20 protein-coding genes are annotated in these 20,233 nt (G+C 64.7%); 16 read left to right on the top strand and 4 right to left on the bottom strand.

What is annotated here, in order from left to right; genetic code table 11:
* Positions 1-30: 30 nt before the first annotated feature.
* Entirely contained in the window at positions 31-1,221 is a 1,191-nt protein-coding gene (locus tag ACSKT0_RS16535) for an AI-2E family transporter (RefSeq protein ID WP_437774058.1), read from the bottom strand.
* Between the two features lie 299 nt (positions 1,222-1,520).
* Between ACSKT0_RS16535 and ACSKT0_RS16530 the strand changes: the two genes are divergently transcribed.
* From ACSKT0_RS16530 to ACSKT0_RS16495, 8 genes are all read left to right on the top strand, one after another.
* Complete coding sequence (locus ACSKT0_RS16530) at positions 1,521-3,329, top strand: hypothetical protein (RefSeq protein ID WP_437770751.1); 1,809 nt, start codon at positions 1,521-1,523, stop codon at positions 3,327-3,329.
* A 36-nt stretch (positions 3,330-3,365) separates the two neighbouring features.
* A complete protein-coding gene (locus ACSKT0_RS16525) occupies positions 3,366-4,331 on the top strand; it encodes a co-chaperone YbbN (protein ID WP_437770750.1) in 966 nt (321 codons plus the stop codon).
* On the top strand, positions 4,331-5,434 hold the full coding sequence (locus ACSKT0_RS16520) for an NADH:flavin oxidoreductase/NADH oxidase (protein ID WP_437770749.1): 1,104 nt from the start codon (positions 4,331-4,333) through the stop codon (positions 5,432-5,434). Before ACSKT0_RS16525 ends, ACSKT0_RS16520 begins: the two co-directional genes overlap by 1 nt.
* A 98-nt stretch (positions 5,435-5,532) precedes the next feature.
* Positions 5,533-6,324, top strand: a complete 792-nt coding sequence (locus tag ACSKT0_RS16515) for an ABC transporter ATP-binding protein (protein WP_437770748.1) — start codon at positions 5,533-5,535, stop codon at positions 6,322-6,324.
* Positions 6,306-7,877, top strand: coding sequence for a transporter (locus ACSKT0_RS16510; RefSeq protein ID WP_437770747.1), 1,572 nt, complete (start codon positions 6,306-6,308; stop codon positions 7,875-7,877). Before ACSKT0_RS16515 ends, ACSKT0_RS16510 begins: the two co-directional genes overlap by 19 nt.
* A gap of 93 nt (positions 7,878-7,970) precedes the next feature.
* Positions 7,971-8,753 carry a glucosamine-6-phosphate deaminase gene (gene nagB / locus ACSKT0_RS16505; protein ID WP_437770746.1) on the top strand — a complete coding sequence of 261 codons (783 nt, stop codon included), beginning with the start codon at positions 7,971-7,973 and terminating at the stop codon, positions 8,751-8,753.
* 36 nt (positions 8,754-8,789) lie between these two features.
* Positions 8,790-9,128 carry a DUF3039 domain-containing protein gene (locus ACSKT0_RS16500; protein ID WP_437770745.1) on the top strand — a complete coding sequence of 113 codons (339 nt, stop codon included), beginning with the start codon at positions 8,790-8,792 and terminating at the stop codon, positions 9,126-9,128.
* Positions 9,129-9,308: 180 nt separating this feature from the next.
* The gene (locus ACSKT0_RS16495; protein ID WP_437770744.1) at positions 9,309-11,087 is read left to right on the top strand and encodes a DEAD/DEAH box helicase; all 1,779 of its coding nucleotides are present in this window, start codon (positions 9,309-9,311) and stop codon (positions 11,085-11,087) included.
* 24 nt (positions 11,088-11,111) lie between these two features.
* Here ACSKT0_RS16495 and ACSKT0_RS16490 read toward each other — a convergent pair whose 3' ends face one another.
* Entirely contained in the window at positions 11,112-11,738 is a 627-nt protein-coding gene (locus ACSKT0_RS16490) for an isochorismatase family protein (RefSeq protein WP_437770743.1), read from the bottom strand.
* Positions 11,739-13,067 carry a nicotinate phosphoribosyltransferase gene (locus tag ACSKT0_RS16485; RefSeq protein ID WP_437770742.1) on the bottom strand — a complete coding sequence of 443 codons (1,329 nt, stop codon included), beginning with the start codon at positions 13,065-13,067 and terminating at the stop codon, positions 11,739-11,741. It lies immediately after the preceding gene.
* Between the two features lie 100 nt (positions 13,068-13,167).
* Between ACSKT0_RS16485 and clpS the strand changes: the two genes are divergently transcribed.
* The 6 genes from clpS (at position 13,168) to rdgB (ending at position 17,562) form a co-directional block, all read left to right on the top strand.
* Positions 13,168-13,578, top strand: coding sequence for an ATP-dependent Clp protease adapter ClpS (gene clpS / locus ACSKT0_RS16480; protein ID WP_345449878.1), 411 nt, complete (start codon positions 13,168-13,170; stop codon positions 13,576-13,578).
* Positions 13,571-14,137, top strand: coding sequence for a DUF2017 domain-containing protein (locus tag ACSKT0_RS16475; RefSeq protein WP_345449879.1), 567 nt, complete (start codon positions 13,571-13,573; stop codon positions 14,135-14,137). Before clpS ends, ACSKT0_RS16475 begins: the two co-directional genes overlap by 8 nt.
* A gap of 94 nt (positions 14,138-14,231) precedes the next feature.
* Positions 14,232-15,302 (top strand): glutamate racemase, encoded by a 1,071-nt coding sequence (murI, locus tag ACSKT0_RS16470; RefSeq protein WP_437770741.1) that lies wholly within the window; start codon positions 14,232-14,234, stop codon positions 15,300-15,302.
* On the top strand, positions 15,299-16,096 hold the full coding sequence (locus tag ACSKT0_RS16465; protein ID WP_437770740.1) for an MBL fold metallo-hydrolase: 798 nt from the start codon (positions 15,299-15,301) through the stop codon (positions 16,094-16,096). The genes murI and ACSKT0_RS16465 overlap by 4 nt, the downstream gene beginning before the upstream one ends.
* Positions 16,097-16,165: 69 nt before the next feature.
* Entirely contained in the window at positions 16,166-16,924 is a 759-nt protein-coding gene (gene rph, locus ACSKT0_RS16460; protein ID WP_345449882.1) for a ribonuclease PH, read from the top strand.
* Positions 16,921-17,562, top strand: coding sequence for an RdgB/HAM1 family non-canonical purine NTP pyrophosphatase (gene rdgB, locus ACSKT0_RS16455; protein ID WP_437770739.1), 642 nt, complete (start codon positions 16,921-16,923; stop codon positions 17,560-17,562). Before rph ends, rdgB begins: the two co-directional genes overlap by 4 nt.
* Positions 17,563-17,638: 76 nt before the next feature.
* Here rdgB and ACSKT0_RS16450 read toward each other — a convergent pair whose 3' ends face one another.
* Complete coding sequence (locus ACSKT0_RS16450) at positions 17,639-18,403, bottom strand: VTT domain-containing protein (protein ID WP_437774057.1); 765 nt, start codon at positions 18,401-18,403, stop codon at positions 17,639-17,641.
* A gap of 202 nt (positions 18,404-18,605) precedes the next feature.
* On the opposite strand from ACSKT0_RS16450, the gene ACSKT0_RS16445 reads away from it, so the two are divergent.
* Both ACSKT0_RS16445 and ACSKT0_RS16440 read left to right on the top strand, forming a co-directional pair.
* Complete coding sequence (locus tag ACSKT0_RS16445; protein ID WP_437774056.1) at positions 18,606-19,829, top strand: MFS transporter; 1,224 nt, start codon at positions 18,606-18,608, stop codon at positions 19,827-19,829.
* A gap of 129 nt (positions 19,830-19,958) precedes the next feature.
* Positions 19,959-20,219, top strand: a complete 261-nt coding sequence (locus ACSKT0_RS16440; RefSeq protein WP_345449885.1) for a DUF4235 domain-containing protein — start codon at positions 19,959-19,961, stop codon at positions 20,217-20,219.
* The last annotated feature ends 14 nt before the right edge of the window (positions 20,220-20,233 follow it).

Below are 20,233 nucleotides of genomic sequence, written 5' to 3'. Positions count from 1 at the left end.
GCTTAACAGTCACCGCCTGACAGTCACCGCTCAGTGGCGGTCCTGCCGGACGATGAAGACTTCCTTGATCAGCAGCATGATGGCTGCCGCCGTCGGGATGGCGATCAAGGCGCCGAGTACGCCCAGTAGGCTGCCGCCCGCGATCACCGAGATCACGGCAACAGCACCCGGAACGGCAACGGCCTTCTGCATGATGCGCGGCGAGATGAAGTAGGCCTCGAACTGCAGATAAGCGAAGTAGCAGATGGCGTAGATCACGGCGGTCTGCCAACCGGCGGTCAGGGCTACCAGGATGACCACCACAGCGGCAATCAAGCCTCCCACCAAGGGGATGAACGCAAGCAGGGCAACCACGAAAGCCAGCAGGACGCTGAACGGAATGCCCAGGATGCTCATGACGATGAACGCGAACAACGCGTTGAGCAAGGCGACACAAACCTGGCCGATCACATAATTGCCCACCGAGCGTGTGATCTCCTCGGACAGCGCTTCCACCCGGGGCCTGCGTGACCGTGGTGCGAGCCGGTATCCCCATCTCTTCATGGCAGGCAGGGCGCCGAGGAAGTAGAGGCTGAGGACCAGGACGATCAGCGTTCCGAAGACCCCGTTGGCCACCGTGGATCCGAAACCGACGACGCCGCCGAAGATACCGCCCATGGCGTCGGGGTTCTTGACGAACTTGTCGAGCTCCTGGCTGATCTTGTCGCGGACGCCGAATTGGCTGTCGAGGGAGCGGAAGAAATCCGAATCCACGAAACCCCGGATCCAGTCCGGAGCCTGCCGCACAATCTGCGAGACCTGTTCGACGATGGTGGGGATCAGGGTGGCGAAAAACGCCGCTACTCCAGCAACGAGGACCCCGACGGCGATGACGACGCCGGCAGGGCGCGGCACCTTGCGCTCCTCAAGCCCACGGACCACGGGGTCAAGTCCCAAGGCAATGAACAGGGCCGTAACGATCCACAACAACAGTTGGACGGTACTGGTGCCGATGTAATACAGCATGAGGGCGACGCCGACGCCGGCCGTGCCCATGAAGCCGACGTACAGGGGGTGTTGCGCGGACATCCTGGGGCCGGGGGAACCGAAGCGCGCACCGTCGGATTCATCCTGGGCGGGCTCGGTTGTTGCATCGTGCTCAAGTTCGGGAGGCATTTCGAAACGGACCCGCGGTTGGGCTCCGGGAATGGGCTGGCGGAGGCGGCGCACGAAGGAGGCCATCAGTCCCTCACCATGATCTTTGCCGTCCCGGGCAGACCCATCACCCAAGCCATCCGGGCTGGTCCCCGGTTCTTGTCCGGCGGGAGTGGGATCCATGCGCTCTTTCACGTTCTTCAGCTGCCTTTTCGTTCCGCGGTCAGGCTCCAGGATCGCCCGATGTCATGTTGTTCGCCACACTATCAGCAGGCCGGAATCGGCGAATTCTAGAGGGTGAGCCATGCGGCGGGAAGCCCTTCGGGAGGGCCCCGAACTGACTCCTTGGTAACAAAACCGTTACCCTTGAAGTTCAACGACCGCTGATGATTGGTATTCCTGTGCGCTTGAAGACTGCAGTTTCGCTGGTGCTGCTTGGCCTGCTGACACTGTTGGCCGGCATTGGCCAGCTGACCTTTTGGGCCCCGGCCGAGACCGTAACCGCGTCCGCCCCCGGCGACTCCAAAGCCGCTCCGCTGACCGTGATAACCCAAGATGTGTTGACCCACAAGGGCGGTCCCAGACAAATCAGCATCAAGGGCGATGGCAAGTTCGTGTTGGCTGTCGGACGTCCGGATGACGTCGATGCGTGGGTAGGCAAGACCGCGCACAACAGCATCACCGGTGTCTCCGAGGACGGCAAGTCCCTCCAGGTTGCCGGCACCGACGGCGAAGCAAGCTCTCCGTCGCCTGCCGGATCGGACCTGTGGGTGCAAACGGAGAACGCCAACGGACAGCTGGACTACACCTTTACCCCTCCCGCGAGTGGCAACTGGTCCCTCCTCCTGGCTAGCGACGGAACCAAGCCGGCGCCGTCGTCGGTCTCCATAACTTTCGCCAACGATGCCACTATGCCGTGGGCGGTCCCGCTTATCGTCATTGGCGCGATCCTCATCGTCGCGGGTGCGGCGTTGCCGTTCGTCAGCAAGTTCACCAGGGGTCGGGGCTCCCGCCCGAACGGTCCGCGGGGCGGTGGGAACACGGAAACTGTTCCGGAGACCGCCGGCGAAGACACCGCCAGGGAAACCGGCAAGGAAATCATCGGCGAGGACGCACCTGCCGAGGAGACCAACAAAGGCACAAGCGGTGGTCCCGCACTTCGTATTTCACTTGTAGCTGCAGCTGTTGTGACCGCCCTCGTCGGTGGCACCGCGGCAAGCGCCCAGGCGGCCGAGACTCCGTCTCCCTCCGGATCCGCGGCACCGTCCGGATCCGCGACGGCGAGCCCCGCGGGGACCGCCGGTGCGCAGAACGTCCCCGTCTTGGTGGACGCTCAGCTCAAGCGCATCCTGGACCAGGTCGCCGGCGCCGTGGCTGCCGGGGATGCCGCTCGTGATGCCTCCAAACTCGCTCCCAGGGTTGACGGCACGGAGCTGCAGGTGCGCACACAGAACTATAAGATCCGGTCCCAGGTCGCCACGCACGAGGCGCGGATGCCCGTCCGGTCCAGCAAACTGCTGGGCAGCGTCATCTCCACCCAGCGAACCTGGCCGCGCACAGTGATCGCCCTGACCCAGGGCGATGGCAACGTGGTTCCCCAGGTCCTGACCCTCGTGCAGGCCTCGCCGCGGGAGAACTACAAGCTGAAGAGCACTTCCCCGCTTCAGCCGGGAACGTCCTTCCCGGCGATTCCCTTGGGCGGAACCGCGCAGTTGGCGGCCGGAGACAAGCCCGGGCTGCAGTACAGCGGGACCGAGGCGATGGCAGCCCTGGGCGATCGCTTGACGAAGGCCGATTCGGCGTTCAAGGACAAGCTCGTGGAAGGCACCAACTCGCCCTACATTGCCGATGTCCTTGACTACCAGGCGAGCACCGTCAAGTCCGGCACCAACGGCAATTTCACCTTCACGCACACGCCCTCTCCGACGGATACGGCTGTGTTCCGGACGTCCGACGGCGGCGCCGTGGTCGTGGGAAAGCTGAACTTCGATTTCACCAGCAAGCCCAAGTCGGATGGCGACACCCTGACCGTGGACAAAGCCGCGGCAGTGCTCGCGGGCGGGGATTCCACGAAAGTCGGCCTCGTGCAGACCTTCTCGGAGTCGGTAGCCATTTACGTTCCACCGGCAGGCTCGACTGCTCCCATGAAGCTCGTTGCCGCGGTCCGCGGTCTGGTGGGGGCCAGCTTCCAGTAGGCAAATGCTGTTGGCGCAGCGGCTAGAGTGGACGGTATGAGTTCGCCAGGATCCCGTCCCGTCTCTCCAGCCGCTGCCAGCCAGCTCAACCTGCGCGGCGCCGTCGACCTCTCTGCATTGCGGCGCCCTGCGCCGGCGGCACCGAGTGGTGCCCCGGCGGCGTCCGGCGGGAGCCCCGGAGGCAGCCAGCCCCTTCGCGTAGATGCCAGCGAGGCCAACTTCCAGGATCTCGTCCAGCTGTCCGCGAAGATTCCCGTCCTTTTCCTTTTGTGGTCCAACCGGTCCCTGGAGGCTTCGACCCTCCTCCACAGCCTCGAAGCTGTCGTCGAAGGTTACGCCGGCAAAGTCGTGCTGGCTGCGGCGGATGTTGACGCGTTCCCGCAGCTTGCGCAGGCATTCCAGGTCCAGGCCATCCCCACCGCCGTCGCGGTCTTGAAGGGCCAGCCCGTGCCGCTCTTCGAGGGGCCCGCGTCGGACCAGGAAATCCGTGCCCTCATCGACGAACTCCTCAAGGTGGCCGAAGCCAACGGAGTGACAGGCAGCATCGGCGCGGGCGCCGCGGGTGCGGAAGCCCGTCCTTTGCCTCCGCTGCACCAGGCAGCCTTCGATGCCATTGAAGCCGGAGATTACGCCGCTGCGGCCACCGCCTACCGCCAGGCGCTCGCTGAGAAACCGGCTGATGCCGAGGCGAAGGCCGGACTCGCCCAAGTGGAACTGATGGGCAGGCTCGAGCTCCTGACGGCAACGGAAGCCGGAGCCATGCGTCAGCGGGCGGCGGAGGAGCCGGACAACATCGAAGTACAGCTCACGGTGGCCGACCTCGACATCTCGGGTGGACACATCGAGGACGCGTTCAACCGCATCATCGCGTTCATTGGCCGCAACTTCGGTCCCGAGCGTGAGGCGGCGCGTGTGCGCCTGCTGGAACTGTTCGACGTCGTCGGCATTTCGGACCAGCGTGTCGCCAAGGCCCGGCAAGGTCTGGCGCGGGTCCTCTTCTAATGACGCAACCGGCGTTGTTCAGCCCGCTTCAATTGCGCTCCTTGACGGTCCCGCATCGTGGCTGGGTTTCCCCGATGTGCCAGTACAGCTGCTCGCCCGACGGCGGGGGCGGCGTACCCAACGATTGGCACCTGGTGCATCTTGGCGCGTTTGCCACGGGCGGCGCCGCGCTCATCCTCACCGAAGCGGCGGCCGTCAGCCCCGAGGGGCGGATCAGTCCGCGCGACGCTGGACTGTACACGGACGAGCAGGCGGCCGCCTGGGAGCGGATTGTGGACTTCGTCCACCGCAACAGTGCCGTGGGCGGCAAGATCGGCGTCCAACTGGCGCACGCCGGCCGCAAGGCTTCCACCTACTGGCCGTTCGCCGAAGAGAGCGGATCCGTCGCGGAGTCCGACGGCGGGTGGGTGGCCCGGGGGCCGGGTAACGAGGCGTTTGCCGGCCTTGCAAGTCCGCTTGCAATGAGCGATGAGGACATTTATGCCGTGATTTCGGATTTCGCGGCGGCAGCCTCACGGGCCGTCGACGCCGGGTTCGACACGGTGGAGATCCACGGCGCGCATGGCTACCTCCTGCACGAATTCCAAAGTCCCTTGATCAACAAGCGCGACGATTCCTGGGGAGGCAGCGAGGCCGCACGAAACCGCTTGATGCTTGAGGTCATCGACGCCGTCCGTGCGGTCATCCCCGATTCGATGCCGTTGCTGCTGCGGATATCCGCCAGTGATTGGGCCGAGGGTGGCGTAGACATTGACGCCTCCGTGCGCCTTGCGCGGGCGGCGGCCGAGCACGGCGTGGACTTGGTGGACGTCTCCAGCGGAGGCGCAGTGGCCCACCAGCGGATCAAGGCGGGTCCTGGATACCAGACGGGATTCTCGGAACAGATCCGGCGCGAAGCAGGGGTTCCCACCGGTGCAGTCGGCTTCCTGACATCCTCAGGACAGGCCGAACACACGGTGGCCACGGGCCAAGCCGATGGCGTATTCATGGCACGGGCAGCCCTCCGCGATCCGCACTGGTGGCTTCGCGCGGCTTTTGAACTCGGCTTTCCCTTGGATTGGGCTCCGCAGTATCAGCGCGCAGTTCCACGGCACAGCTTCTAAGAGCTAGTCCTTTGGGATGAGGCTGCTCCGGAAAAGGGGCCCCGTAGTTCCCCCTCCGGGACGACTCCTGGAACCGTCACCGGGGCTAGGCTGGCTGCATGACTGTCCAGCTTCCCGGTTCCCCTCCTATCTTCCCGGTGCCGGCCTTGGCCCTGCGCGGACTGGCAAAACGCTTCGGCGGCAAAATCGCCGTCGACGGCATCAGCCTCGATGTCCCCGCCGGCTCCTTCTACGGCGTCGTTGGTCCCAACGGGGCGGGCAAGACGACCACGTTGTCCATGGCCACCGGGCTCTTGCGGCCGGATTTCGGGACGGCCTTCATCCACGGCGTGGATGTGTGGACTAAGCCGCTCGAAGCCAAGAAACTGATGGGGATACTGCCCGACGGCGTCCGTCTCTTCGACCGCTTGACGGGTGAACAGCTGGTCACCTACGCCGGCTTGCTCCGTGGCATGGACCGGGACGTCGTTGCCCAAAGGGTGGGAGAGTTGATGGCCGCGCTGGATCTCAGCGGCGACGCCGGCACCCTCGTGGTTGACTACTCCGCCGGCATGACAAAGAAGATTGCCCTCGCGTCGGCGCTCATCCATGCGCCCAGGCTGCTCGTGCTGGACGAGCCCTTTGAGTCCGTGGATCCCGTGTCGGCAGCCAACATCAGGGGAATTCTTGACAACTATGTGGCCTCGGGAGGGACGGTCATCGTCTCGAGCCACGTCATGGACCTTGTGCAGCGCATGTGCGACCACGTAGCCGTCGTGGCTGCCGGCAGGGTCCTCGCCGCCGGAACCGTCGACGAGGTCCGTGACGGTGTCACGCTCGAGGACCGGTTTGTGCAGCTCGTGGGCGGCGGAAACCAGACAGGGGGCCTGGAATGGTTGCGCACCTTCTGAGCCTGAAGTGGCGGCTCCTGCGGAACGGCTTCCGGCGCAGCCCGGGCCAGCTTGTGGGCATCGCGATCGGCGGGCTCTATGCGCTGGGAGTCGTCGCGACCCTCGTGGTGACGCTCGTCGCCCTGCGCTGGGCCGACGCCGAGACGGCCCACACCGCCGTCGTCCTCGGTGGCGCCGCCGCGATCCTGGCCTGGGCGATCGTGCCCCTGATGGCCTCGGCCGCTGACATGACGCTTGACCCTTCCCGCTTCACGACGTCGGCGATCCCGATGCGCCAGCTGCTGACCGGGCTTGCCCTCGCCGGATTCATCGGATTGCCGGGCTTGTCCACGACGATTGTGGCATTATTCACCGCGGCGACATGGTGGCGCAGCGTGCCGGCGGTGCTCGGCGCCCTTCTGGGTGCCGTGCTGGGCGTGCTGAGCTGCGTGGTCTTGTCGAAAGTCATCACGACGGCGACTGCAAGCCTCGCTGCCTCCCGCCGTTTCAAAGATGCGAGCAGCATTGTGGTCTTTGTGCCACTCGTGCTGATGGGACCGATCGTGGCCGGCGTCTTCAGGGGAGTGTCCGGTTCCACGGGCTACCTCCCGGAACTTGCCCGGACGGTCTCCTGGACTCCACTCGGAGCTTCCTGGTCGCTTGGCGGGGATCTGGCGTCCGGAGATTTTGCCGCCGCCGGCCTGAAGGCATTGATCGCCCTCGCCACTCTCCTCGTGTTGTTTGCCGCCTGGAATGCCTTGCTCAAGCGGGCACTGGTCACTCCGCCATATTCCGGTGGATCAAGGAAACGCGGCGGGAAGCTTGGCTTGTTCGGACTGCTGCCGGCAACTCCCACCGGTGCCGTTGCCGCACGCTCCCTCAGCTACTGGATCCGTGATCCGCGCTACGCAGCCTCGCTGATGGTGGTCCCGTTGTTGCCCGTGATTTTCCTGTTCCAGTCCGGGCAGTCCGGAAGCTACTCCATGCTGGTGATTCTGGGACCAATGTCTGCCTTTGTCCTCGCATGGTCCATCGCCGCGGATGTCTCCTACGACAACACCGCATTTGCCTTGCATCTGGCCACCGGGGTCCGCGGCGTTCATGACCGGCTCGGCCGGGCCTTGGCCTGCCTGGCATTCGCCCTCCCGGTGGTGTTGATCTTCGCCGTCGGGCCCTTTTTCCTGACCCGCGAGTGGGGCTGGTTGCCAGGTGTCCTGGGGCTTTCCCTGGGCGTGCTGTTCACGGGCCTGGGCTTGGCCTCCGTCGTGTCGGCGCGGTACACGTCCACTGTGCCGTTGCCCGGGGACAGTCCGTTCAAGAAGCCGCCGGGAAACGTTGCCCAGACACTGGCGGTCCAGTTCGGGGGAATGGCGGTGCTGTTCCTCCTGGTCCTTCCGGAACTTGTCCTCGTGATTGTCCAGTCGGTCACGGGCGATCCGCTGTGGGGATGGATCAATCTGGCAATTGGTACGGTTCTTGGGGTGGCATTGTTCGTGTCGGGAGTCCGGATCGGCGGACGTTGGCTTGACCGGCGCGGGCCCGAGCTCTTCGCACAATTGAGCGTCAACCGTTGATTCCATGACCAACAATGACAAGTTATGGGACATGGGATAACCTCGAGTTTGAATCAGTTCATCCGGGAAACACAGCTAGAAAGGTCGTGGACGATGGAAGTTGTCATCCTTCCGGGAAGCAAACAGATCGGGGCGCTTGCCGCGGATGCCATCGAGGCACTGCTCCGCCGAAAGCCGAACGCCGTCCTGGGCCTGGCCACAGGGTCCTCTCCGCTCCCTGTCTATGACGAACTGGCGCGCCGCCACCAGGAAAAGGGTCTCGACTTCAGCCAGGCACACGCCTTCGCCCTTGATGAATACGTCGGGCTCGAACCCGGGCATCCGGAGTCGTACCGTGAAGTCATCCGCCGTGAATTCACGGACCGGGTCAATATCGACCCCGCCAACGTGCACAGCCCGGACGGTACTGCGGCCGACCTTCCCGCAGCCTGCGAGGCGTACGAGGACTCCATGCGGGCACTCGGTGGCGTTGACCTGCAGATCCTTGGCGTGGGCACGGACGGCCATATTGGATTCAATGAGCCCGGTTCCTCGCTCGCTTCGCGGACCCGGATCAAGACGCTGATCGAGCAGACCCGCAAGGACAACGCGCGCTTCTTCAAGAGTATCGACGACGTTCCCCACCACGTGGTCACGCAGGGCTTGGGAACCATCATGGACGCCCGGCACGTTGTCCTGATTGCCACGGGGGCGCAGAAAGCCCAGACCGTCAGGGACTTTGTCGAGGGGCCGGTGGCGGCCATCTGCGCGGCATCGGTGTTGCAAATGCACCAGCACGCTACCATCCTGATCGATGAGGCTGCGGCTTCCTCGCTCAAGCTCGCCGATTACTATCGCCACACCTATGACAACAAGCCGAAATGGCAGAGCATCTGACACAGTGCATCTGATCGCGAAGCATCAGCGGCTAAGATGGATGGCATGACGACGCTGCCTCCGGACCCATTCGAAAACGATCCCATGCGCGAGCTTTCCGGAGCCGGAACTTCCACTGCAACCATTGAGCGCGAGGAAGTGCGCCAGGAAGTGGAACCCGGTGACCGGGAGCGTTTCTCGCACTATGTCCGCAAGGAAAAGATCATGGAGTCCGCCCTGACAGGCGAACCCGTGATTGCCCTGTGCGGCAAAGTGTGGACCCCTGGCCGGGACCCGCAGAAGTTCCCGGTCTGCCCCGAGTGCAAAGAAATCTATGAAGGACTTCGCCCCGGTAACGACGGCGGAGACAAAGGCGGCCCGGGCGGCTCCGAGTAGCGAGTAAGCCCAAGTAGTCGGGTATTTCCTGGTAGTAGGCGGGGGAGCGCTTCCTCCTGCCTGTTTGCTGCCCTGCGTGATTCGGCGCGTCCGGAACAGATTGGTGTTTTTTGTGGTTATTTGGGTTTCGCTGGCCGCAGCGGACTTGCTTGGAATCGTTGCTGGTCGGGGGGAATCCGCGTGACTGAAACACTCTTCGGCGGCCCCGCGCTGCCTCCGGCATATCCGGAACGCGCAGCCTGGGGAACCGCCCCGAAGCTGCGCGCCTGGCAGCAGGAAGCGCTGGACTTGTACCTCAACGCGAGCCCGCGCGATTTTCTCGCCGTGGCAACGCCGGGAGCAGGTAAGACAACCTTCGCCCTGCGGATTGCCTCAATACTCCTTGAGAGTGGAACCGTGAACCGCGTGACGATCGTCGCTCCCACTGACCACCTGAAACGGCAGTGGGCGGACGCCGCGGCCAAGGTGGGCATTGCTATCGATCCGAACTTCAAGAATTCCGACGGCCAGCACGGCAGGGGCTTCGTCGGCGTCGCGGTCACCTATGCGCAGGTGGCGAGCAAGCCCATGCTCCACAGGGCCAAGACCGAGGCCGCCCGCACGCTGGTCATCCTCGATGAAATCCACCACGGTGGCGAAGCGTTGTCCTGGGGCGACGGATTGCGCGAGGCCTTCGATCCTGCCGCGCGACGCTTGGCGCTCACAGGCACGCCTTTCCGTTCCGATACCTCACCCATCCCTTTCGTGGAATACGCCGAAGACCGCGATGGCATCCGCCGCTCGAAGGCGGATTACACCTATGGTTACGGCAATGCCTTGAGGGACCACGTTGTCCGTCCCGTGCTGTTCATGGCGTATTCGGGCCAGATGCGTTGGCGTACCAGCGGGGGAGATGAAATGGCGGCATCGCTCGGCGAGGCCGCCGTCACCAAGGACATCACCTCCCAGGCATGGCGGACCGCGCTGAACCCCGGCGGCGAATGGATCCCCGCGGTTCTTGCTGCCGCCGACAAGCGCCTCGGCGAGGTGCGCCGTACCGTGCCCGACGCCGGCGGCCTCGTCATTGCCACGGATCACGACGACGCCCGCGCCTATGCAGGTCAGCTCAAGAAAATCACAGGTCAGTCGCCCACGGTGATCCTGTCCGATGATTCCAAGGCTTCGCACAAGATCGAGGAGTTCACCGCCAGCGACAAGCGCTGGATGGTGGCTGTCCGGATGGTGTCTGAGGGCGTCGACGTCCCCAGGCTTTCGGTCGGCGTCTACGCGACGTCCACCTCGACGCCCCTGTTCTTCGCCCAAGCTGTGGGCCGCTTCGTCCGTGCCCGCAAACGCGGGGAAACGGCCTCGGTCTTCCTGCCGTCGGTTCCGCCCCTCATGGCCTTGGCCAACTCCATGGAAGCCGAGCGGGACCACGCCCTGGACCGGCCCGAGAAGGAAGATCCGGACGGCCTCTTCAACCCCGAAGAGAACCTGATGGCCGAGGCCAACCGCGAAGAGAAGGCCTCGGACTCCCTCGAGAAGGGCAAATTCGAGGCCCTCGATTCGCAGGCATCCTTTGACAGGGTGCTGTTCGACGGCGGCGAGTTCGGCACGGGAGCCGATATCGGCTCCGAGGATGAACTTGATTTCCTCGGGATCCCCGGGCTGCTCGACGCTGAACAAGTGGGAACGTTGCTCCGGCAGCGGCAGCATGATCAGCAGTCGAGGAAGAAGCGCCAATCTCCGTTGGCTGCCGCCGCGTCACCCGCGGTTCCGGACCACCGGATGTTGATGGACCTGCGCAATGAGCTCGCAAAAAACGTCGCGGCCTGGTCGGCCCGCACCGGTACCCCGCACGGCGTCGTCCACAACAAGTTGCGCGAGGTGTGCGGCGGACCGGCAGTCGCGCAGGCGAACGAGGAGCAGTTGCAGTCACGGCTGCGCAAGCTCCAGGATTGGTTCATCGGACGGAAGTAGGACTGCTTGGCCGGGCCCTACCCCTTAGCGCTGCCCCAGTTCGACGCCGTTTTCTTCCAGTTCCGCGTAGGTTTCGTCGAGATCCTCGGCGATTCCGGCGGTGAGTTCACCGATCACTGTCACGGAGTAGCCCGCCTGCACGGCGTCCAGTGCCGTGGCCCTGACGCAGTAGTCCGTGGCGATACCTACCACGACCACTTCCTCCACTCCGTGGCTCTGCAGCCAGTCATCGAGCCCGAGGGCGTCCTCGTCCAGCTCGACGGAGGGGTCGGCGCCGGGCGCTAGTTCGCCCATGGGCACTTCGTCTTCGGGAGCGAGGACTCCTTCGAAGCCTGAGTAGGCCGCGGTGTATTGTCCCTTGCGGAAGTAAGCTTGGATGTACTCGGCGTCGAGATCCGGGTGGAGTTCGGCGCCCTTGCTCCCTGCGCGGCAATGCGGGGGCCAAGTGTCCACAAGGTCCGGTGTTTCCGAGAAATGGCTGCCCGGGTCTACGTGCCAGTCCTGCGTGGCCACGACGTGGTCGAAGTGCTGGTGGTTCTCGTCAAGGTATTCGCTGATGGCGGCAGCCGTGGCGGCGCCACCTTCCACCGCGAGGGACCCGCCCTCGCAGAAATCGTTCTGGACGTCCACGATAATCAGGGCACGGGACATTCAGTCCTCCTCATAGACGGTGGGGATTGCCGGCTCGCCGCGCTGCAGCCGCCGGACTACCGGGGGGAGTTCGGCCATGCTGGCAGCGTGGCGTTCCTGTGCCCGGACGACGCCCTCGTGTCCCGTCCATCCCGGGAGCAGTTCGCCGTTCTTGATGAACTGCTGGAGCAGCGGGCGGTCGTTGCCGTCGTCCTCCGGCCGGTGTCCGATGCCCACGATCTCCTGGGTGGCGATGCCGAGTTCGTTGAGTTTGCGCAGGGCGTATTTGCGGCCGCCCACGCTGGCCTTGTTTTTGGCTACCTTGGCCACCGGAACGAATTCCCCGGCATCGTTGGTCCGGCTGACGAGCTTGTAGACCATGCTGGCCGTCGGGGCTCCCGATCCTGTGACCAGGGAGGTGCCTACGCCGTAGACATCCACGGGCGCCGATTGCAGTGCCGCGATGGCATATTCATCGAGATCCGAGGTGACGACGATCCGGGTGTTGGTGTTGCCAAGGTTGTCCAGCAGCTCTCGAACCCACTGGGCCTGGGCCACGAGGTCTCCGGAGTCGAGGCGGACTGCCCCGAGCTTGTCACCCGCGAGTTCCACCGCGGTGCGTACCCCGGCCTCGACGTCGTACGTGTCCACCAGCAGCGTCGTGCCCGGCCCGAAGGCGGCGATCTGGGCTTCGAAGGCCTCGCGCTCGGTATCGTGCAGGAGCGTGAACGAGTGGGCGGCCGTGCCCACGGTCTTGATGCCATAGCGCCGGCCGGCCTCAAGGTTGGACGTGCTGCCGAAACCGGCGATGACCGCGGCACGGGCTGCCGCCGTCGCGGATTCCTCCTGGGTGCGCCGGGAGCCCATCTCGATGCACGGCCGGTTGCCGGCCGCGCTGGTCATCCGGGAGGCAGCCGAAGCGATCGCGGTGTCATGGTTGAGCACGGACAAGATGTATGTTTCCAGGATGCATGCTTCCGCGAACGTGGATTCGACGATCAAGATGGGGGAGCCGGGGAAGTAGGCCTCGCCCTCCGGATAGCCCCAGATGTCGCCGGAAAACCTGTAGTCGGCGAGGAAGTCCAGTGTCTGCCTGTCAACTACTTTGTGTTGATCGAGAAACGCGAGCTCGGCGTCTCCGAATCGGAAGTCCTTGATTCCCTCAAGCAGCCGGCCGGTGCCGGCGACGATTCCGTAGCGGCGGCCGTCGGGCAGGCGGCGCGCGAAGGCCTCGAAGACGGAGCGCCGGTGCGCCGCGCCCGAATGGAGGGCAGCTTCCAGCATGGTCAGCTCATAGTGATCGGTGTACAACGACGTGCGGGGGTGGTCCCAGGCGACGGATCTACTCACGAAATTCACTCTAGTCCCCAGCGGCTCCCAGGTCTCGCCGCTGTGGGTGCTTCGCTCAACCGCCATTAGTTCGCCCATCCATCACCATTAGAATGGACAGATGACCACTACCGTCGGCCCCGGCACAGCCCCCGGCACCTATACAGCCACCTGCACAGTGACAGACGCAGGCTTAAAGGGGAAAGAACGGACGGACCTCTCGGAGCAGTCGTCCACCGACGTCCTCAGCGCTGCCGACATCCCTTGGAACCTGGTGGTGTGGAACGATCCCGTCAACCTGATGAGCTATGTGAGTTACGTGTTCCAGAGCTATTTCGGCTATTCCGAGGCCAAATCCAACAAACTCATGCTCGAGGTCCACAAGAAGGGCCGTTCCATCGTGGCGCACGGAGGCAAGGAACAAGTGGAGCAGCACGCGGTTGCCATGCACGGCTATGGTTTGTGGGCAACGGTTGAAAAGGCAAGCAGCAGCGGCGACGGCCGGGGACGCAAGGGTGGCGCACGTGGCTAAGGCTTTCAAGTACGGACTCAAGGGCATCACCGGCTACCTTGAGCCCGCCGAGCGCGAACTCCTGCGCGGACTCCTGGATGATGTCATTTCAATGCTCGAACCGGAGCTGTCCAGCAACGAAGATCCCCTGACGGCCATGATCGGCCTGGACATGAACGTCAAGGAACCGTCCGATCGCGCCCTTTTGCGGCTCTTGCCGAACGTCATGAAGAACGACGACGCCGCGTCCCTCGAGTTCCGTCAGCTCACCGAGCGCTCGCTGCGGGAAGGAAAAATCGGCGCCCTTCGGGCCGCCGCGATGGGCCTGGACCGCAACGAGCTCGTCCTCACCCCGGAGGAGGCGAAGCTCTGGTCCATGGCCCTCAACGATGTTCGTTTGGTGCTGGCCGAGCGCCTCGATATCCGCGACGAGGCGGATGCCGACCATGTCCACGCCATGCAGGACTGGTCCCAGGCCGAAGACGTAGAGAGCTACCTGGCGCTCGTCTACAACTTCACCACCTGGCTCCAGGAATCGTTGGTCCAGGCCATGATGGCCTCGATGGACCGGAAGCCCTGAAGGGGCTTGTGGCCGGCCGTGTGACAAAACAGACACGAGGCCCCCGCCACATGTCGTGGCTGCAGCACATGCCTTGGCTTATTCTCTAAGAATCATGAACTCAGCATCGGACGCGGTATCGGATGGGGAGAGCGCCGCAGCGGCGTTGGAGTCCCAGCGCAAGCCGGAAACACTGAACAGCACAGCACCCAACCCGTTGCTGGGATCACGCCCCATCGGTGTCTTCGATTCCGGAGTCGGCGGACTCACCGTCGCACGGTCCATCATCGACCAGTTGCCCCATGAATCGATCATCTACGTGGGAGACACTGCCAACGGACCTTACGGGCCGCTGCCCATCGCCGAAGTCCGGGCCAATGCCCTCGGCGTCATGGACGAGCTCGTGGACTCCGGCGTCAAGCTCTTGACCATCGCCTGCAACTCAGCTTCGGCCGCGGTCTTGCGCGATGCCCGTGAACGCTACACGGCCCGCTACGGGATTCCCGTCATCGAGGTCATCCAACCCGCAGTCCGGCGCGCGGTGTCCGCGACGAGGTCCGGCCGGATCGGCGTGATCGGGACGTCAGCCACGGTGGGTTCCCGCGCTTACGAGGACACCTTCGCCGCTGCCCCGGACCTGAGCATCACCTCGGTGGCCTGTCCGGAATTCGTGAGTTTCGTGGAAGCCGGCATCACCACCGGTCCCGAGCTGCTGGCCGCGGCCCACGAATACCTGGAACCGCTCAGGGATGCCGGTGTGGACACTGTGGTCCTGGGTTGCACGCACTATCCCTTGCTCACCGGCGTGATTTCCTTCGTCATGGGGGAAGACGTCACCCTTGTGTCGAGCGCCGAGGAAACCGCCAAAGACGTTTACCGCGCCTTGGCCACCCACGGGATCCAGCGGACCGATCCCGGCTTGCCGCGGCACGACTTCATGGCCACCGGCGACGCTGTCCAGTTCGAAACCCTGGCGCGCCGTTTCCTCGGCCCGGAGGTCCTGTCCGTAAGGCACGTGGACCATGTGGCCGCCCAATACCCGACCGGAAGCCTCGCCCGCATCACCCCGGAAATGTTGGAGGCCGCCCGCGCCGGCGGACATCATGCGAGGACGTCCAATTTCGTCGACCCTGCAGCGTTCAGCGTGAACGAATTCGGCGCGGCCCGCGGGGGCCGCATCCAGTGAAACTGACCATCGTTGGCTGCACGGGTTCCTTCCCCGGTCCCGGCTCTCCGGCGTCGTGCTATCTGCTGACCGCGCACGACGGTGAACGCCAGTGGAAGATCGTCATGGACCTCGGCAGCGGTGCCCTCGGGGCCATCCAGCGCTACACGGACCTCGAAGATATCGACGCCATCTTCCTGACCCACCTGCACCCGGACCATTGCATGGACCTCTGCGGACTGCACGTGGCCGTCCGATGGAAGCCGGGCGGCTGGGGACGGGACAGGATCCCCGTCTGGGGTCCCGCCGCGACAGCCGACCGGATGGCCACCGCCTACGGGCTTGAGCTGGACCCCGGAATGCACGAGGAATTCGACTTCAGCAACTGGAGCGAACGCCAATCCGTGCAGCTAGGACCGTTCACCGTGACACCGTATGCCGTGAACCACCCGGTGGAAGAGGCCTACGCCTTGCGCGTCGAGGTCACCGAGCCGGGCAAGGACGGCAAGGCTGTGAGCAGGGTCCTCACGTACTCGGGAGACACCGACTCGTGCCAGGGCCTTGAGGATGCCGCCCGCGACGCCGATCTCTTCCTGTGCGAGGCTGCCTTCGAAGAAGGGCGCGACGACGACATCAAGGATGTGCACTTGACCGGCAAGCGCGCGGGGCAGGCAGCGACAGCCGCCGGAGCCCGACGCCTCCTGCTGACGCACATCCCGGTCTGGACATCGCAGACTAAAGTCATGGCCGAGGCGCGGCCCGAGTTCGCCGGCGATGTCGCCGTCGCGGTGGCCGGAGTCCACTACACCGTCTGACCCCGGAGTCCGGCTGCCCAGACCGACCGTGCAGTCCAGCGGAGGCCGGGAGATCGCTAAGCTTGCAGTATGACTTCCGAAGCCACATCTGCCCCCGTCATCCGTGCCGACGGCCGTACGCCCGATCAACTCCGTCCCATCAGCATCACCCGCGGCTGGTCCAAGCAGGCCGAAGGTTCGGCCCTGATCGAATTCGGCAACACCCGGGTGCTGTGCACGGCTTCCCTGACCGAGGGCGTCCCGCGCTGGCTCAAAGGCGAAGGCCGCGGCTGGGTCACGGCCGAGTACGCGATGCTGCCGCGGGCCACGAACACCCGTTCCGACCGTGAGTCCGTCAAAGGCAGGATCGGCGGACGCACCCACGAAATTTCGCGCCTGATCGGCCGCTCATTGCGTTCCATCATTGACACCAAGGCCCTGGGCGAGAACACGATCGTGCTGGACTGCGATGTCCTGCAGGCCGACGGCGGCACCCGCACCGCCGCCATCACCGGCGCCTACGTGGCACTCGCCGAAGCGATCCGCTTCGCCCGCGAGAACAAGATGATCGCAAAGAATGCGCAGCCGCTGATCGACACGATTGCTGCCGTTTCCGTGGGAATCATCGACGGTATCCCGATGCTGGACCTGCCCTACGTCGAGGACGTGCGCGCCGAAACCGACATGAACGTCGTGGTCACGGGCTCCGGCAAGTTCGTGGAAGTCCAGGGCACCGCCGAGGGAGCCCCCTTCGACCGCGATGAACTGAATGCCTTGCTGGATCTTGCCCTCATCGGCACGGGGGAGTTGGCAGCAATCCAGCGCGAGACCCTGGCCGAGGCCCCGTGAGCATCGACACCACGCCGCGGCTAGTCCTCGCCACCCACAACAAGGGAAAACTGCGCGAACTCAGGGAACTGCTCAGGGGGCAAGTGCCAGGACTCGACGTCGATACCCAGGTGATTGACGCGGCCGCGGCCGGCGCTCCCGATGTTGCCGAGACCGGCGTGACGTTTGCAGAGAACTCCCTGCTCAAAGCACGGGCCGTGGCTGAAGCCACGGGAATGGTGGCGATTGCCGATGACTCCGGCCTGGCCGTGGACGTCCTGGGTGGAGCTCCGGGCATCTTCTCGGCCCGCTGGTCCGGGCGGCACGGTGACGACGCCGCTAACCTCCAGCTCTTGCTGGCGCAACTCTCGGACGTTCCCGACGCACACCGGGGAGCCGCGTTTGTCTGCGCGGCAGCACTCGCTGTACCGGCCGCCGTCGACGGCGGGGCACGCGAGGTGGTCGAGTACGGCCAGCTGGAAGGCACTCTCTTGCGTGTACCCCGCGGCGCCGGTGGATTCGGGTACGATCCCGTGCTCCAGCCGCAGGGGCTGGACCGCAGTTGCGCGGAGCTGAGTGCCGAGGAGAAGAACGCCATCAGCCACCGCGGCAAGGCGTTCCGGGCGCTGCTACCGGCCATTGTGGACGCCCTGCGCTAAGACTCCGGGCAAGCATTAACGCCAGAGGCACCCCGCAAACGAACTGCGGGGTGCCTCTTTCTTTAAGCCAGTGCGCTTAGCGCTCGCCGTGCTTTCCGGCTTCGCTTCGGTCCCCGAATTCTTCGGCGGGTTCCGCTCCGCGGGCAGTGGCCTTGCGCTTGGCGAGCAAGCCGCGGATGACCTCGATGGCCACGGGAACCACGGAGAGCAGCACGATGACCACGAAGATGATGTCGAGGTTGTCCCGGACCCACGGAACCTTGTCGCCGAGAAGGTAGCCGAGCAGCGTGACGCCACCGCCCCAGAGCACCGCCCCGATGACGTTGAAAATGAAGAACTTGCGCTTGTCCATCTGCGCGACGCCGACAATCACCGGGACGAAAGTGCGGATGATCGGAACGAAGCGGGCCAGGATCAGGGCCTTGCCGCCGTGCTTTTCGAAGAAGGCGTGCGCGCTCTCGACGTTCTCCCGCTTGAACAGCTTGGAATCAGGTTTGTTGAAGATGGCGGGTCCGGCTTTGGAACCGATGAGGTAGCCGCTCTGGTTGCCGATGATCGCTGACACGACGATGAGGGCGGCGAGTGCCCAGATATTGAACTTGATGGTGTCCGTGGCGACGAGGAGCCCCGCGGTGAAGAGCATCGAGTCACCCGGCAGGAAGAAGCCCACCAGGAGTCCCGTCTCGGCGAACACGATGCCGCACACGAGCAGGACTACCCATGGCGCCAAGGCGGGGTCGGCCAGGAAGATCTGGGGGTTCAACCAGTCGGGGAGGAGCGCGGACATATGCGGCTGCACCGGTCCTGCACCCACCAAAGCGGATACGGCAAAGTCGTTCATCGCAGAAAGGGTCACCCTTCAAGGGTACGGGACAACCGCCGTCGGGCCCTTGGGACCTCCGTTGGGGGTGTCTGGTAGACCCTGCCTCCAGTCGCCCGACGTGCGTAGCGTGGTGGAGGTGGGCAGAAGACATGAAGACTTCTGCATGCGCAGCTAACTGCACGTGAATGACGAGGAAGAACTTTTGAAGCGAGATGTAGCCATATCCAGGACACCGGCGACGGTCGCTGCTGGGTCAGCCCCGGTGTTCCCGTGGGGAAGCCTTTTGATCCTCGCCGCAGCAGGCTTCACTGCCGTCACCACCGAGCTCCTGCCGTCCGGACTGCTGCCCCAGATCAGCCGGGACCTGGGAGTGGACGAATCGGCCGTAGGTTCCCTGACTGCCGCCTATGCGGCCGTCATCGTCTTCACAGCGCTTCCCTTGTCCAGACTGCTCGGCGGACGAGTTCCCCGAAAGGCGTTGTTGATCGGCACCGTGCTCGCGTTCGCACTCAGCAACGTACTGTTGGCGTCCAGCCCGAGCCTGGGATTGGCAGTTGCGGCGAGGCTCCTCGGGGGCGTCGCCCACGGGATGCTGTGGTCAAGCATGGCCCCCTACGTTGCCAGGATCGTCCCCGCGCACTCTGTCGGAAAAGCCATGGCCATGGTCTTCAGCGGTAACAGCATCGCGCTGGCGGTCGGCGCTCCGATCGGCACACTCATGGGCTCGGTGCTCACTTGGCGCGGTTCCTTCCTTATCCTGGCCGGAGTCGGTGCGGTTCTCGCCTTGTTCGCCGTTTGGGTGCTCCCCGCAGCCCCCGACGAGGACGGCCATACGACGCCGACCCTCCGTGGAGCCCTGAAGCTGCCCGGCGTGATCGCCGTGGCCACAGCCTGGCCGCTCTTGCTTTTGGGCCATTTCACCCTGTTCACCTACATCGCGCCGTTCCTCCACGTCTCCGGACTGCCGGATGCCTTCACGAGCATTTCGCTGTCCGTCGTGGGGGCGGCTAGCCTCGTGGGGATCTGGATCGCCGGTCTCACCGCCGATTCCCATCCGCGGCGTTCCCTGCTTTGCGCGGTCGCCCTGCTCGTGGTGGCCTTCGGCCTCTTGCCGCTACTTGGTGGCACATGGGTGGGCGAACTCGTCCTGGTCACCATGTGGGGAAGCGCCTTTGGGGCCATCGGCATCTACAACCAGGCAGCAATCCTCCGCGCCGGCGGAGAGCACAGGGACGCCGCGAACGGCTTGACCGTGGTGACCATTCAACTCGGCATCGCCGTCGGCGCCGGTTATGGCGCCCTGGCCTTGACTACTGTCGGCGCACTGTGGGTGCCACTGGCTGCAGCCGTCCCGACGGCGGCAGCGCTCGCAATCATCCTGGCCAGCCGCCGCGGCGGTTACCCTGCCGGTCCCCGGGAGACGAAACCCAAGGGGACTCGGTAGGTCCCACCCGTGCTGCGCCAGACATTGCGGGCGCGACCCTCGTCGGGAAGAGAAGATAAGCCTGCTGATAATCTAGGGCGCAGGCGGCTGGCACTGGACCACAGGGCCAGCCACAATCGGAGGAGCGAGATGAACATCTTGATCAAACTACTTGGCCTGGTCGTGGGCATGGGCGCCGGAGTTGCGGCGAACAAGGCCCTGGAGGCCATCTGGAGTAAGTCCACCGGGAAGCCCGCACCAAAGGATGCGACCAATCTGGAGGACTCCTTGCCGGGCGTAGTGCTGTTCGCCTTCGCCGGGGGTGCGGTAGGGGCGGTCATCCATGTCCTGACCCAAAGGACAACCAAGAAGGCGCTGACCAAGCTGCAGGAGACCGCGGACGAGGTCTGAACGACGATTCGTAG

Source organism: Arthrobacter sp. KNU40 (assembly GCF_051515115.1).
GTDB lineage: Bacteria > Actinomycetota > Actinomycetes > Actinomycetales > Micrococcaceae > Arthrobacter.
This window is presented reverse-complemented; position numbering and strand designations above follow the sequence as displayed.